The sequence below is a fragment of the Streptomyces sp. NPDC043685 genome (assembly GCF_056436585.1).
Window position 1 is genome coordinate 412,355 of record NZ_JBWKCH010000005.1, and the last position, 15,676, is coordinate 428,030.

The window sequence follows — 15,676 nt, forward strand, 5'->3', positions numbered from 1 at the left end:
GCACCCACGTCCCATACCTATCTTCTGCTCGAAGTACCGCACGCAGTCCGGTATTTCGAACAACCTGAAGCGTCAGGGCAGTTCACGCAGAAATGGGACGAGCGTTGAACAGAACCCTCAGGGCGGTCCTCGCCGTCCTCACCTCGGTGGCCGCCCTGCTGGGCCTCACCACCGCCCTCGCCGGTGCGGCCGGAGCCGCCCACCCGCCGGCGGGGCAGACGACGCGGTACACGATGACCGCGTTCACCAACAGCAGTGAGTCGAACATGTACGTGTACGACTCGCCGGACGCCACCGGATTCACGTTGCGGAAGGGCCCGGCCTTCACCCCGCCTTCCGGTCTGATCCGAGACCCCAGCATCTTCAGGCACACCGACGGCTTCTACTACCTCACCTACACCACCAACTGGACCGGGAACACGATCGGTTTCGCCCGGAGCACCGACCGAGTGAACTGGACGTTCCTGTACAACCACACGATCCCTGTCAGCGGGCTGACCCGCACCTGGGCGCCCGAGTGGTTCGTCGACACCGACAGCAGCGTCAACGTCATCGTGTCCCTGACGTCGGCGAGCACCGCGACCCACTTCACGGCTTACAAGATCACGGCGACCAATTCCGCGCTGACCGCCTGGTCCACCCCCACCCAGCTGGCGGGTATCGGCCCGAACTACATCGACACCTTCGTCGTCAAGGTCGGTTCCACCTACCACGCGTTCACCAAGAACGAGACGACGAAGTACATCGAGTACGCCACCGCCTCCAGCCTCACCGGCCCGTACACCTTCAAGAGGACCGGCAACTGGGCGGGCTTCGGCGACTGGGTCGAGGGCCCGGCCCTGGTCCGGCTCGACAACGGAGGCTGGCGCATCTACTACGACGGCTACCGCGCCGGGAAGTACTGGTACAGCGACAGCTACGACAACTTCGCCACCTGGTCCACGCCCACCGAGGTGCCCGGACTGTCCGGCCTCATACGCCACGCCACCGTACTGAAGGAGACCGTCTCCGGTGGTGTCACCCTCCCGGCCGACACCACTCGGTCCCTCCAGTCCGTCAACTTCCCGGGCCGCTACGCCGTAGTGCGCTCCGACAACCTCGGCTACGTCGACCCGGTGACCTCCTCCAGCAGCACCGCCGTCAAGCAGAGCGCCACCTTCACCGTCGTGCCCGGACTCGCGGACGCCAACTGCTACTCCTTCCGCGACTCCGCCGGACGCTATCTGCGGCACTGGGACTACCGGATCCGCTTCGACAGCAGCAGCGGCACGGCCGTCTTCGACAAGGACGCCACCTACTGCGCCCGTCCGGGCGCGAGCGCGGGTTCGGTGCGCCTGGAGTCGTACAACTACCCCGGCCGCTACCTCCGCCACTACAACTACGCGCTGCGCCTGGACCTCTACCAGGACACCGACACCTTCCGCGCCGACAGCTCCTTCACGCTGGTCAGCCCCTGGGCCTGATCCGCCCCACTCCCCCGCGGGCACAGCCCTGCTGTTGCCCCGTCAGGCGCCAAGGCCTCACCGCGTGGATACGCCCGCATGTCCCGCCCTCACCGAAAGGTTCACGATGTCGTCCTCCATCAGCAGACGGCGCTTACTGCAAGCAGTGGGGGCCACCGCCGCCGCCTCCGCCACCGGATCCTTCGTCTGCGGGTCCCCCGCCCACGCTGCCGTGCCCCCCGCGAGGGCCGACATCGGAGTCTTGGCGCACCCCTTCGCGCTCGACCAGGTCCGGCTCACCGCGAGCCGCTGGCTGGACAACCAGAACCGCACACGGGACTACCTGCGGTTCGTCGATGTCGACCGGCTGCTGTACAACTTCCGCGCCAACCACCGGCTGTCCACCAACGGCGCTTCCCCCAACGGTGGTTGGGACGCGCCCGACTTCCCCTTCCGCACCCATGTGCAAGGGCACTTCCTGACGGCATGGGCACAGCTGTACGCCGTGACCGGGGACACCGTCTGCCGGGACAAGGCGACCCGCATGGTCGCGGAGCTGGCCAAGTGCCAGGCCAACAACAGCGCCGCCGGCTTCAACGCCGGGTACCTCTCCGGCTACCCCGAGTCCGACTTCACCGCTCTCGAACAGCGGACCCTGAGCAACGGCAACGTGCCGTACTACACCATCCACAAGACCCTCGCCGGGCTGCTGGACGTATGGCGCCACATCGGCAGCACACAAGCCCGTGACGTGCTGCTCGCCCTGGCAGGATGGGTCGACCTGCGCACCGGCCGGCTGAGCGCTCAGCAGATGCAGGCCATGCTGGGCACGGAGTTCGGCGGCATGAACGCCGTGCTGACCGATCTCCACCAGCAGACGGGCGACGCGCGGTGGCTCACCGTCGCCCGGCGGTTCGACCACGCGGCGGTGTTCGACCCGCTGGCGGCCAACCAGGACCGGCTCAGCGGACTGCACGCCAACACCCAGGTACCCAAGTGGATCGGGGCCGCCCGGGAGTTCAAGGCGACCGGCACCACCCGCTACCGGGACATCGCCACCAACGCCTGGAACTTCTGCGTCGACTCGCACACCTATGCCATCGGCGGCAACAGCCAGGCGGAGCACTTCCGCGCCCCGAACGCGATCGCCGGTTACCTGAACAAGGACACCTGCGAAAGCTGCAACACCTTCAACATGCTCCTCCTCACGCGTGAGTTGTTCGCCCTGGACCCGAACCGGGCCGCGCTGTTCGACTACTACGAGCGGGCGTGGCTGAACCAGATGATCGGCCAGCAGAACCCGGCCGACCCCCACGGCCACGTCACCTACTTCACCCCGCTCAACCCGGGAGGCCGGCGCGGTGTGGGTCCCGCGTGGGGCGGCGGCACCTGGAGCACCGACTACGGCACGTTCTGGTGCTGTCAGGGCACGGGCCTGGAGATGCACACCAGGCTGATGGACTCCATCTACTACCGCAGTGACGACACGCTGATCGTGAACCTGTTCGTGCCCTCGGTGCTCACCTGGTCGGAGCGCGGAATCACGGTCACCCAGACCACGACCTACCCCGTCGGCGACACCACGACCCTGCAGGTCACCGGCAACGTCAGCGGGACCTGGGCGATGCGCTTGCGCATCCCGGGCTGGACCGCGGGGGCCACCGTCAGCGTCAACGGCACGCGGCAGGACATCGCCACCACGCCCGGCAGCTACGCCACCCTGACCCGCTCCTGGACCTCCGGCGACACGGTCACCGTCCGCCTGCCCATGCGGGTCGTCATGCGAGCGGCCAACGACAACGCGAACGTCGCCGCGATCACCTACGGTCCGGTGGTCCTGTCCGGCAACTACGGCGATTCCACGCTCAGTTCCCTCCCCACGCTGAACACGTCCTCGATCAGACGGACCAGCAGCACGTCGCTCGCCTTCACGGCCACCGCCAACGGCTCCACCGTCAATCTGGGCCCGTTCCACGACGCGCACGGCCACAACTACACCGTCTACTGGAACGCCGGCGGCACCGTCCGTCTCACCAACGTGGGCAGCGGTCTCGTGCTGGGCATCCAGGACATGTCCACGGCCGACGGCGGCCGCGCCCTCCAGTGGCACGACTCGGGCACCGCCGACCACGACTGGCACATGGTCGCCGATGGAAACGGGTTCCGCTTCCGCAACGCCCACAGCGGCAAGGTGCTCGGCGTCCTGAACATGTCCACGGACGACAACGCGACCGTCCTGCAGTGGTCGGACAACGGCACCGCCGACCACCGATGGACACTGCTCGACCAGGGAGACGGGACGTACAAGATCCGCAACGAGCACAGCGGCAAGTTGCTCGCCATCGCGAACAACTCCACCGCCGCCGGCGCGTTCGCGGTCCAGAGTCCGGACGACGGCACCGCCGACAACCGGTGGCGCATCGTGAGGATTTGAGTCCCGCTCCGGAAGCAGACGGCCGCTCTCCCCCTTCTGTCTGCTCGACAGCTCGACCCTTGTTCGGCATGACGAACAAGGTGAACAGAACCGCTCACTCAAGGAATGAGACCCCCATGCGCAGACGTGGTTTGAGCCGCAGGCACGTGTCAGTCGTGCTCGCGACCCTGCTCGCTTCGGCGGCGACACTCGTCGCCGACCCCGCCCAGGCCGCCACCACGAGCACCGTGCGCGGCGCCGGTTCCGGGCGGTGCCTCGATGTAGCGGGCGCCAGCCAGACCGATGGCACGAACGTGCAGATCTGGGACTGCCACGGCGGGACCAACCAGCAGTGGACGCTGACGGACAACAACCAGCTCACCGTGTACGGCAACAAGTGCCTGGATGTTCCGGGCCACGCCACCACGGCCGGTACCCGGCCGGTGATCTGGTCCTGCAACGGCGGAACCAACCAGCGGTGGCGGGCGAACGCCGACGGCACGATCGTCGCCGTGGAGTCCGGGCTGTGCCTGGACGTCAGCGGCGGCGCCACGGCCAACGGCACGGCGGTGCAGCTCTGGAACTGCAACGGCGGCAGCGGCCAGAAGTGGACCGGCCTGTCCGGGACGCCGACCACATGTGCTCTTCCGTCGACGTACCGGTGGAGTTCGACGGGTCCGCTGGCACAGCCGTCGAACGGCGCGGTGGCGCTCAAGGACTTCACCACCGTGACGTACAACGGCCAGCACCTGGTCTACGCGACCGTCTCCGACGGATCGTCGTGGGGCGCGATGACGTTCCGGCCCTTCACGAACTGGTCGGACATGGCCTCGGCCGGCCAGACCAGGATCAGCGGGTCCGCGGTGGCGCCCAAGCTCTTCTACTTCGCGCCCAAGAAGATCTGGGTGCTGGTCTCGAACGGGTGGGGCACCGCCTGGCCCTTCACCTACCGCACGTCCAGCGACCCCACCAACCCCAACGGCTGGTCCGCGCCGCAGGAGCTGTTCACCGGCAGCCTCCCCACCGGCGGCCCGATCGACCCGACCGTGATCGCCGACGACCAGAACATGTACCTGTTCTTCGCCAACGACAAGGGCGGCATCTTCAAGTCGACCATGCCGATCGGGAACTTCCCGGGCAGCTTCGGCTCGTCGTACACGACGGTGATGACCGACACGGAGAAGAACCTGTTCGAGGCGCCGGAGGTCTACAAGGTCCAGGGCCAGAACCAGTACCTCATGATCGTCGAGGCCCGGGGTGCGACTGAGCACCGATTCTTCCGCTCGTTCACGGCCTCCAGCCTGAACGGTCCGTGGACCCCGCAGGCCGCCACCGAGTCCAACCCCTTCGCGGGCAAGGCCAACAGCGGTGCCACCTGGACCAACGACATCAGCCACGGTGACCTGGTCCGCAACAACCCCGACCAGACCATGACCGTCGACCCCTGCAACCTGCAGTTCCTCTACCAGGGCAGGGACCCCAAATCGGACGGCACCGACTACCTGAAGCTGCCGTACCGGCCGGCCCTGCTCACCCTGCAGCGCTGACCCGCGCGCACCTGAACACCACCTCATGAGCGGCCCATCAGGCCCGCACAGCCACGCGGGCCAGGAAGGAACCCCCCATGGTTTCCCTGCACAGACGACTATTGCGTCTCCTCACGGCCACCGCGCTGACGCTCACCGCCTGCGTCACCGCCTCCGCCGGCCCGACCGCCGAGGCCGCGCCGGGCAGCCCGGCGCTCACCCCGCCCCTGGGCTGGAACAGCTGGAACAGCTTCGGGTGCGGGATCACCGAGGCGCAGGTCCGCCAGGCCGCCGACGCGATGGTGTCCACGGGCATGAAGGCCGCGGGTTACCAGTACGTCGTCGTCGACGACTGCTGGTTCGACCCGCAGCGTGACGCGGCGGGCAGCCTCCGGGCCAACCCGACCAAGTTCCCCAGCGGCATGAAGGCGCTCGGGGACTACATCCACGGCAAGGGCCTGAAGTTCGGCATCTATCAGGCTCCCAACGAGAAGACGTGCGCCCAGGGCGTGGGGACCTACCCCGGCGCCACCGGCAGCAAGGGCCACGAGGCCCAGGACGCCGCCACGTTCGCCTCATGGGGCGTGGACTACCTCAAGTACGACTGGTGTTCCGGCAGCGGCACCCTCAACGAGCAGATCGCGCAGTTCACGACCATGCGCAACGCCCTGCGTGCCACCGGCCGCCCGATCGTCTACAGCATCAACCCCAACAGCTTCCACTCCCCCACCGGCGACAAGTACGACTGGGGTGAGGTCGCCGACCTGTGGCGGACGACCGAGGACCTGCTCGACATCTGGCAGAACAACAACACCAACAGCTACCCGATGGGCGTCGGCAACGTCCTGGACGTCACCGCGCCGCTGGCCGCGCAGTCGGGCCCGGGAAACTGGAACGACCCCGACATGCTGGTCGTCGGCCGTCCCGGTCTGTCGCTGACCGAGTCCCGCTCCCACTTCGCCCTGTGGTCGCTGCTCTCGGCCCCGCTCATGGCCGGCAACGACATCCGCACCATGTCCGCCGACGTGAGCGCGATCCTGCGCAACCCCCGTCTGCTGGCGGTCAACCAGGATTCACTGGGCGCGGGCGGGCGCAGGGTGCGCGACGACGGCGACACCGAGGTCTTCGCCAAGCCCCTGTCCGACGGCTCGGTCGCCGTGGGCCTGTTCAACCGGGGAGGGGGCACCGCGACCATCACCGCCTCGGCCGCGCAGGTCGGCCTCACCGGAGGGTCGTTCACCCTCACCGACCTGTGGACCGGTGCCACGTCGAGCACGTCGGGGCAGATCTCGGCGAGCGTCCCGGCGCACGGTGTCGCCGTGTTCAAGATGACCGGCGGCAGCCCGCTGGCCTCCACCACCGCACGCCTGCGCGCCACCGGGTCCGGCCGCTGCCTGGACGTGGACCGCGCCGCCACCGCGGCCGGGTCGGCGACGCTGATCTGGGACTGCCACACCGCCGCCAACCAGCTCTGGACCACCTGGGCCGGAGGCGAGATCCGCGTCTACGGCGACAAGTGCCTGGACGCCGCCAACCAGGGCACCTCCAACGGCACACGGGTCGTCATCTGGCCCTGCAACGGCCAGAACAACCAGAAGTGGACCAGGCAGACCGACGGGTCGATCCGCAACGTCCACGCCGGGCTCTGCCTGGACGCCCAGCAAGCAGGGACCGCCAACGGGACCCCGGTCGTCCTGTGGACCTGCAACGGCCAGAACAACCAGAAGTGGACCACACTCCCGTAACCCGCCACCCCTGACACCGCGCGGGCAGACGCCCGAGCGGTGTCAGGGCAGCCCCACGACAGCGGACCGAGCTGCGGGGCCGCAGGCCGTGATGGCTTTACTGGTTCGACCTCTCGGAACACGGCTTCGGCGGACCACGGCCCCCGTCCGGCACCGACGGCCGCGCCTAGAAGCTGTCCGGCCGGGCGGCGGTCAGCCGCGGCAATCACTCGAAGAAGAGAGGAACTCCATGAGAAGGTCTTGGATTCTGCCCCTGATCACGCTGGTCACCGCCGCGTTGGGAGTGACAGCGGGAGGTGCGGCCCCTGCCTCCGCGGCCCCCACCACGCCCCTGCGGGTCATGCCGCTGGGTGACTCCATCACCTGGGGTGTGGGCAGCAGTACGGGCAACGGCTACCGGGGCCCGTTGTGGGACAAGCTCGCCGCGGACGGCCATCCGCTCGACTTCGTCGGCACGTTGCGGGGCGGTTCGATGTCCGACCCGGACAACCAAGGCCACTCGGGATACCGCATCGACCAGATCGCCGCACTCGCCGACGCCTCACTCACCCGCTACCGGCCCAACGTCGTGACGCTGCACATCGGCACCAACGACCTCAACACGTCCTACGAGGTCTCCACCGCCACCGCCCGGCTGAAGTCGCTGGTCGGCCAGATCACCGCCGCCGCCCCCGACGCGACCGTCCTCGTGGCCTCACTGGTCGTGTCCACCAGTGGCTCGGAGGAGCGGTACCGGGCCGCGTACAACCAGGCCATCCCTCAGATCGTCAGCGAGGCACAGACCGCGGGCAAGCACGTCGCGTACGTGGACATGAGCAGTCTGACCACGGCCGACCTGGCCGACGCCCTGCATCCCAACGACTCGGGCTACCGGAAGATGGCCGACGCCTTCCACCGTGGCGTCCAGGCCGCGGACAGCGCCGGATGGCTGAAGAACCCCGCCCCCGCTCCTGCCCGCGTCCAGTCCGGTGTGGCCGGCAAGTGCATGGACGTCAAGGGCGCCGGCACCGCCGACGGGACCGCCGTCCAGACGTGGAGCTGCGGCGACAACGCCAACCAGTTCTGGTCCGCCTACACCGACGGCACGCTGCGTTCCATGGGCAAGTGCCTCGACGCCGCCGGCGGGGCCACCGCCAACGGCACCAAAGTGCAGCTCTGGTCCTGCCACGGTGGTGCCAACCAGGTGTGGCAGCCCTACAACGGTGGCTACCGCAACCCCGCCTCCGGCCGCTGCCTCGACGTTCCGGGCTCCTCCACGACCGACGGCACACAGCTGGTGCTGTGGGACTGCAACGGCGGCTCCAACCAGAAGTGGACCACGCTGACCGCCGGATGACCCGCTCCCGGAATCCGAACCCTTTCCGGGCGCGGATCGCGGGAGAAACCCGATGGCGGGGGGCACGGAAGGGACCGGCTCCCGCTGTGGCGCCGGGCGCTCCCGGCTCGCGGCGACCTTGTGCGTCTGTGACGACAAGAGAGCGGATCCGGCCAGTTCGTGGCCGGATCCGGGCTCCACTGTCGAACAGCATGCAAGGCGTCGCTGGGGGCGAGCTGGTCGAGGGTCCCCGGCCTGGGCAACGGCGCCGTGGTCGTCGCCGACCGCTCCTGGCACGGCGCCCCTCGGCACGCTGCCGGTGAGCCCCGGCCACCGGTCAGGCCGGTACCGGCCTTCGGGGGAATTCCGGGCCGGCCGCGCGCTCCGGTGGCCGCGGAGTGGTACGGGCATGAGATGCCGACTCCCCCCGATCCCTCCGTCTCGGCCCCGCCCTCGCTGAACGACGCCGAGTCGCGCGTGCCGGGTGTGCTGCGGACCGCCGCCGCGTACGCGTGGCGGCTCATCGCGGTCGGCATCGTCGTCCGGGTCGCGTTCTCCGTGCTCGGGCAGTTCCACCGGGTCGCCGTCGCTGTCTTCCTCGGGCTCGTCATCACCGCGGTGCTGCGCCCCGTGGCCGGTCTCCTCGCCCGGTACCTGCCCCGGCCGCTCGCGGTCGCCGTCGCGTTCATCGGCGGCATCGTCCTCGTCCTCGGGGCGCTGGCCCTGGTGGGTGAGACCGTGGCGGACCAGCGGACCGGGCTGCGGAAGGAGTTCGTGGCGGGGATCGACCGGATCGAGCACCGGCTGGAGGAGCCCCCCTTCCGGCTCCCCGCGGACGCGTTCGACGATCTGCAGTCCCGGATCGGCAAGCTCCTGTCGGACCACCGCTCCACCCTCATCAGTACGGCGCTCAGCGGTGCGAGCCGGCTGGTGGAGGTGCTGACCGTGCTCGCGCTGGCCCTGTTCTGCGCGGTCTTCTTCACGCACTCCGGCGACACGCAGTGGCGGTGGTTGTGCGACCAGCTCCCCGACAGGGCCCGGCGGCGGTTCACGACGGGGGCCATGGCCGCCTGGCGGACCTTCACCGGGTACACGCACGGCATCCTGCTGGTGGCGGCGACCAACGCGGTCCTCGTGGGCATCGCGCTGTTCGCCCTCGGGGTGCCGCTCGCCGTGCCGCTGGCCCTGCTGGAGTTCCTGGCCGCGTTCATCCCCTTGATCGGCTCGCCCATCGCCCTGGCCATCGCGGCGGTCGTCGCCCTGGCCTCGAAGGGACCGCTCATCGCCCTGGTGGTCGTGGCGCTGATCGTGGTCATCGGCCAGATCGAGGGCCACCTTCTGCACCCCATCGTGATGAGCTGGGCCGTACGGCTGCACCCGGTGGTGGTGGCCTTGGCGGTGGTCGGCGGGGCGGTCGCGGCGGGGGTGATCGGTGCGGTGGTGGCCGTACCGCTGGTGGCCGTGGTGTGGTCGGTGTACCAGGCGCTGCGGGGTGGCGAGGCCGAGCCGGCGTGAGGGGGGCTTTCGGTCCGGCTGGGAGTGACCCGCCTGGGCCCGCGGTCCGCTCGACGCGTCTCCGGCTCGCGCCGTGATGCCGCCCGGGCCGGCATCACGGCGGGAGTCGTCCGGTCAGACTCCGCAGTACTGGCGCAGATACGCGCCGGTGACGGAGGCGTCGGCCTTCAGCAGTTCGCTCGGGGTGCCGGTGAAGACGACCTCACCCCCGTGCTTGCCGCCGTCCGGTCCGAGGTCGACCACCCAGTCGGCCTGCCGTACGACGTCCAGGTTGTGCTCGATGACGACGACGGTGTTGCCGCGGTCGACCAGCCGGTTGAGCAGGGCGACCAGGGTGTCGACGTCCGACATGTGCAGTCCGGTCGTCGGCTCGTCGAGGACATGGACGGCGCCCGTGCGGTGCAGGTGGGCGACCAGCTTCAGCCGCTGGCGTTCACCGCCGGACAGCGTGCTCAGCGGCTGGCCCAGGGTGAGGTAGCCCAGGCCCACGTCCAGCAGTCCGGTCAGCTTGTCGTGCACCTCGCGCTCGTGGAAGAACGCCACGGCGTCCTCCGCGGACATCTCCAGCACGTCCGCGATGGACCGGCCGCGCAGCGTGTGCGCCAGCACGTCTTCCTTGAACCGCCGGCCCTCACAGGCCTCGCAGCGCGTCCGCACCGGATCCATGTAGGCGAGCTCGGTGACGATCTCACCGCGGCCCTTGCACTCGTCGCAGGCACCGGCCGAGTTGAAGCTGAACAGGGAGACCGGCGTCTTGGTCGCCTTGGCGAACAGCTTGCGGATCGCGTCCATGATGTCGAGGTGGCTTGCGGGGGTGGAGCGGGAGGACGCCTTGATGGGCGACTGGTCCACGAAGACGGAGTCGGGGTGGGCGGCCATGAAGGCCCCGGCCATCAGGGAGCTCTTGCCCGAGCCCGCCACACCGGTCACCGCGGTGAGCGTGCCGGTGGGGATGCTCACGGAGACGTTCTTCAGATTGTGCAGGCTTGCGTTCTCCACGCGCAGTTCACCGGTCGGCTCACGCACCGGCTCCTTCACCCCGCCGATGGCGCGCAGTCCGGCGCCGGTCGGGGTGTCGGCCTGGCGTAGGGCGTCGAACGACCCCTCGAAGACGACTTCGCCGCCGTGCACACCGGCCCCGGGCCCCATGTCGACGACATGGTCGGCGATGGCGATGACGTCCGGGTCGTGCTCGACGACCAGGATCGTGTTGCCCTTGTCGCGCAGCTCGCGCAGCATGTCGTTGAGCCGGCCCACGTCCCGCGGGTGCAGTCCGGTGCTCGGCTCGTCGAACACGTACGTCATGCCGACGAGGCTGCCGCTGAGGTGGCGTACGGTCTTCAGGCGCTGTGCCTCGCCGCCGGACAGGGACGTCGTCGCGCGGTCGAGGGAGAGGTAGCCCAGGCCGACCGTCTCGATCCGCCGCAGGGCGCTGACCACGCCCTCGGCGATGGCGCCGGCCACCGGGTCGTCGATCGCGGCGAGGACCTCGATGAGGTCGCTGACCTCCATGCGGGTCCAGTCGGCGATGGTGTGGGACCCGGCCCTTGCCTCAAGGGCCACCGGGTTCAGGCGGGCTCCCCGGCAGGCCTCGCACTCGCCCATGGTGATGAACCGTTCGACGTTGGCCCGCCCTCGCTCGCTGAGGGAGCTCAGGTCGCGTTTGAGGTTCGTGCGGCTGAAACGCGCCACGACTCCCTCGTAGTTGAGGGTCGCCGTGCTGTTCGCCGTGCTCACCGTGACCTTGCCGCCGCTGCCGTACAGCAGCATCTGCCACTCGTCGTCGGTGTAGTCGCACAGGCGCTTGGCGTTGTCGAAGTGGCCGGAGTTGGCGTACTGCTGCCAGTCCATGCTCCCCACCTTGTGGGTGGGGAGCTGGATGGCGCCCTCGTCCAGGGACTTGGAGCGGTCGAGCATGCGATCCACGTCGACGCGGCGTGCCTGGCCGAGCCCGTCGCACTCCGCGCACATCCCCTGGGGGTCGTTGAAGGAGTACACGGACGGCGGGTTGTAGGGCGTTGCCAGGCGGGAGAAGAGCACACGCACGCTGGAGTAGATGTCGGTCATCGTGCCCACCGTGGAGCGGGCGTTCCCGCCGACCGGCTTCTGGTCCACCACGACGGGTGAGGTCAGGTTGGCGATGACGTCTGCGTGCGGCCGCTGGTACTTGGGCAGTTGGTTGCGGATGAACCAGCTGAACGTGCCGTTCAGCTGCCGCTGCGCCTCCACCGCGATGGTGTCGAACACCACGGAGGACTTGCCCGAGCCCGACACGCCCGTGAAGACGGTGATCTTGTTCTTGGGCAGTCGTAAGGAGACGTCCTTGAGGTTGTTCTCGCGGGCGCCGACGATGACGATGTCGTCTTCTGTGTTTCGCATGCGACGGTGTACCGGAAGGCCTTTCAGGTCATCGGGACGGATGGTCGGAAGGGGTTGAGGACGGTGGGGCCGATCGCCCGGCGCCGCTCGGGGTCGGTGACCCCGAGTCCTTCGCGCGGCGCGAGACACAGGACGCCCACCTTGCCGGTGTGCTGGTTGAGCTGGACCCTGCGGGCCGCCTCGCCCACCTCGTCCAGGGAGTGCACCTCGGACAGCACGGGCACGAGCTTGCCGAGGTCGAACAGCCGGTTGCACTCGGCCTGTTCCATGAGGTTGGCGGCGTGGCTGCCGACGACGCGCTTGGAGTGCATCCACAGGTAGCGGTTGTCGAACTCGTGCTGGTAGCCGGTGCTGGAGCCGCAGGTGACGACGGTGCCGCCGCGCCGCAGCACGAAGACGGAGAGCCCGAAGGTGGCCCGGCCGACGTAGTCGAAGACGACCGCGGGGTCCTCCCCGACGGCCTGGCGGACGGCGCGTCCGAGCCGCTTGCCCTGGGCGATGATCTCCTCCCCCGTGCCACCGCCGCCCAGCCCGAGTTCGGTGCGGTCCAGGACCACGTCGCAGCCGAGGGCGCGCACCGCGCGGGCCTTGTCGGGTGAGCCGACCACGGCGACGGGGATGCCGCCCGCCTGCTTGACCAACTGCACCGCGAAGGCACCGAGGCCGCCGGCCGCGCCCCAGATCAGCACGACGTCGCCGAGCTTGATCCGGGCGCCCTTGTCGCTGATCAGCATGCGGTAGGAGGTGGCCGCGGTGAGCATGGAGCTCCCGGCCTCCTCCCAGGTGAGGTGCCCCGGCTTCGGCAGCAGCTGGCTCGCCTTCACCACGGCGTAGTGGGCGAGGCCGCCGAAGTTGGTCTCGTAGCCCCAGATGCGCTGGCCCGAGCCCAGCATGGCGTCGCCGTGCGTCGCCGGTTCGTGGTCGTCGACCTGGACACAGCTGACCACCACGTGGTCGCCGACGGCCCACCGGGCGACGGCGGCGCCGGTGCGCACCACCACACCCGCCGCGTCCGAGCCGACCACGTGGTACGGCAGGTCGTGGCGCGCCGCGAAACCGCCCTGCCGGCCGAGGCGGCCGAGGAAGCCGAAGGTCGGCAGGGGTTCGAAGGTCGCCGACCAGACGGTGTTGTAGTTGATGGCGCTCGCCATCACGGCCACCAGCACCTCGTCCGGGGCCGGTTCGGGCAGGGGCACGTCGTCGACGCGGAGCGTTTTGCGCACGTCCTTGTCGTGGACGCCGGTGAAGGTCCCGGTGTCCTCGGCCCGCAGGCAGGCGGCCCGGTAGCTCTTCGGCAGGGGGATGTCCAGCAGTTCCTCGGCGGGGGCGTCCGCCAGCACCGCCGCGCTCAACTCGTCCACGGGCACCGCTCCTTTCGTCTCATCGGCCGGTCGGTGGCGCCGGCGCCTGCGCGCCGGGATGTCATGCCGCCGGTGTCCCGTCGCCGAGGTAGCGCTGCCGCTCGACGTACAGTTCGGAGCTGCTCTCGGCCAGCTGCCGCAGCTCCTCCACGTGCTCGCGGAAGCCGGGCCGGGTGACGGCGGCCCGCAGGGCCGGGGCGTTCTCCCAGCGCGCGATGTTCACGTAGCGCTGGGGGTCGTCGACGTCGCGCGACAGGGTGTAGCCGAGGATGCCGGGCTGCACCGTCATGAACTCGGCGACGCGGGCGAACGCCTTCTCGAAGGCGTCCGGGTCGCCGGAGACGGTGAAACGGTTGACGAACGTGACACTTCCCGCGCGGTCTGCCGGAGCGGCCATGGTGGTCTCCTCGTGAGGTCGGGGCGAACGCTGAGGTCAGAACGGTGGTCAGTGTCGGGACGCGGTCTCGAGGTCCGGTCGAAGTCCGGCGGACAGGGCGTGCAGGCAGGCGACGAGGCTGCGGGCCTCGACGTTGAGGTAGTGGCTGTGGCAGAGCAGCTCGGACAGCTGCGCCATCGTCACCCACCGGTAGCCGGGCCGCGGGGTGTCGTGCTCGTCGCCGGTCTCGACGACGACGTAGCGGTTGCGGGCCCGGTGGAACCGTCCCCCTTCCTCGGCGAGGACGGTGTCGAAGCGGATCTGCTCCGGCCGGGCGGAGAGCACCTCGGTCAGGTAGGGGGGCCGTGCGGCCTCCGGCAGTACGTCGTAGTTGGACGGTGTGCACTGCACGGTGGGGGCCAGTTCGGCGGTGTCGACGAACCCGGGCTGGGCCTTTGCCTGCACGAGCAGGTGCAGGACGCCCTCGCGTCGCCGTACGAGGAAGGCGCACACGCCCTGGTCGCACGGCTCGATCAGGGGCTGGGACCAGCTGCGGACCTCTCGCCCCGCCGCCGAGACCGTCACGCCCATCACGCTGAAGAAGGCACCGTCCTCGTGCACGATCCGGCCGTCCACGAGCCGCCACCGGTCCACCTCGCGCAGCGGGACGGGCAGGACGCGGTCCTCGCGTCCCGACCGGATGCCGCTCAGCCAGCCGAGCAGTTCCCTGGTCTCCTGCCGGTCGTCGGCCCCGGGCTCGCAGGACCGGACCAGGGCGGCCGTGAAGGGGTCCGGGGCGGGCCCGCCGTGCAGGTCGGACAGACCGGCGGCGGCGAACGGCAGGCAGGACAGCACGGTGCGCGCGTCCATGTTCACCAGGTCGTCCACGGCCAGGAGCCGGTGCAGCTGCCCGAGCGTCAGCCAGCAGAAGCCGTCCAGGGTCTCGACGTCCTCCGTCACGAGCACCACCATGTTGCGGTTGCGTTTGCGGTAGAACCAGGCGCCCTGTTCGGACTGGCGGACGTCGGCGAGCACGTGGTGGCGCGAGGTGTCCAGGAAGTGGTCGAGGTAGGGCACGCGGCTGCCGCCGTGCACCCGGGTGAAGTTGCTGCGGGTCGCCTGCACGGTGGGTGACAGCTGAAGCCCGCCGGGGTTGCCCGGCTCGTTCTTGGCCTGCATCAGGAAGTGCAGGACGCCGTCGAACTCCTTGGCGAGGATGCCGAGCACGCCCACTTCCGGCTGGTCGAGGATCGGCTGCCGCCACCGGCTGACCGGCGCCCCCGGAGTGTGCACCTCCAGCCCGGTCACGGCGTAGAACCGCCCCGACTCGTGGCGCAGGTCGCCGGTGGCCGGGTCGGTGCGCCAGCCGCTGAGCGCGTCGAGGGGCACCACCCCCACCTCCATCGCGAACCGCCGTCCGCAGTCGGTGAACCAGTCGTGGAAGGCGTCCAGGTCAGCGAGGTGACCGGAGGTCGCCAGGGCGGACCGTGCGATCCGCAGGGAGGGGGAGTCCCCGGGGGACTCCGGTCGGCGTGCGGCCGACGGGACGGTTGCGGTCAAGGCGGACTCCCGAGTGCCTGATGGCCCGACAGGTCGTCCGCCAC

The 15,676-nt window shown here is 69.7% G+C and carries 10 protein-coding genes; 6 read left to right on the forward strand and 4 right to left on the reverse strand.

Annotated features, from left to right (window positions below):
* Positions 1 to 104: 104 nt before the first annotated feature.
* The 6 genes from AC0665_RS18820 to AC0665_RS18845 all read left to right on the forward strand — a co-directional run bounded on the left by AC0665_RS18820 (position 105) and on the right by AC0665_RS18845 (position 9,956).
* Positions 105 to 1,463 (forward strand): glycoside hydrolase family 43 protein, encoded by a 1,359-nt coding sequence (locus AC0665_RS18820; protein ID WP_478705389.1) that lies wholly within the window; start codon positions 105 to 107, stop codon positions 1,461 to 1,463.
* A 106-nt stretch (positions 1,464 to 1,569) separates the two neighbouring features.
* Entirely contained in the window at positions 1,570 to 3,876 is a 2,307-nt protein-coding gene (locus AC0665_RS18825; protein ID WP_478608334.1) for a beta-L-arabinofuranosidase domain-containing protein, read from the forward strand.
* A 116-nt stretch (positions 3,877 to 3,992) separates the two neighbouring features.
* Positions 3,993 to 5,402, forward strand: a complete 1,410-nt coding sequence (locus tag AC0665_RS18830; protein WP_468405434.1) for a non-reducing end alpha-L-arabinofuranosidase family hydrolase — start codon at positions 3,993 to 3,995, stop codon at positions 5,400 to 5,402.
* Between the two features lie 77 nt (positions 5,403 to 5,479).
* Positions 5,480 to 7,126 carry a glycoside hydrolase family 27 protein gene (locus tag AC0665_RS18835; RefSeq protein ID WP_478608332.1) on the forward strand — a complete coding sequence of 549 codons (1,647 nt, stop codon included), beginning with the start codon at positions 5,480 to 5,482 and terminating at the stop codon, positions 7,124 to 7,126.
* A 229-nt stretch (positions 7,127 to 7,355) separates the two neighbouring features.
* Positions 7,356 to 8,462: a ricin-type beta-trefoil lectin domain protein gene (locus AC0665_RS18840; protein ID WP_478705390.1), complete on the forward strand. Its 1,107-nt coding sequence runs from the start codon at positions 7,356 to 7,358 to the stop codon at positions 8,460 to 8,462.
* A 393-nt stretch (positions 8,463 to 8,855) separates the two neighbouring features.
* Entirely contained in the window at positions 8,856 to 9,956 is a 1,101-nt protein-coding gene (locus AC0665_RS18845; RefSeq protein ID WP_478705391.1) for an AI-2E family transporter, read from the forward strand.
* 114 nt (positions 9,957 to 10,070) lie between these two features.
* On the opposite strand, the gene AC0665_RS18850 is transcribed toward AC0665_RS18845, so the two are convergent.
* From AC0665_RS18850 to AC0665_RS18865, 4 genes are all read right to left on the reverse strand, one after another.
* Positions 10,071 to 12,335, reverse strand: a complete 2,265-nt coding sequence (locus AC0665_RS18850) for an ATP-binding cassette domain-containing protein (RefSeq protein WP_478705392.1) — start codon at positions 12,333 to 12,335, stop codon at positions 10,071 to 10,073.
* A gap of 23 nt (positions 12,336 to 12,358) precedes the next feature.
* Complete coding sequence (gene ccrA / locus AC0665_RS18855; RefSeq protein ID WP_468637806.1) at positions 12,359 to 13,696, reverse strand: crotonyl-CoA carboxylase/reductase; 1,338 nt, start codon at positions 13,694 to 13,696, stop codon at positions 12,359 to 12,361.
* Positions 13,697 to 13,757: 61 nt separating this feature from the next.
* On the reverse strand, positions 13,758 to 14,093 hold the full coding sequence (locus tag AC0665_RS18860; protein ID WP_468405421.1) for an antibiotic biosynthesis monooxygenase family protein: 336 nt from the start codon (positions 14,091 to 14,093) through the stop codon (positions 13,758 to 13,760).
* A gap of 48 nt (positions 14,094 to 14,141) precedes the next feature.
* On the reverse strand, positions 14,142 to 15,632 hold the full coding sequence (locus AC0665_RS18865) for an NDP-hexose 2,3-dehydratase family protein (RefSeq protein ID WP_468637808.1): 1,491 nt from the start codon (positions 15,630 to 15,632) through the stop codon (positions 14,142 to 14,144).
* Between the last annotated feature and the right edge of the window lie 44 nt (positions 15,633 to 15,676).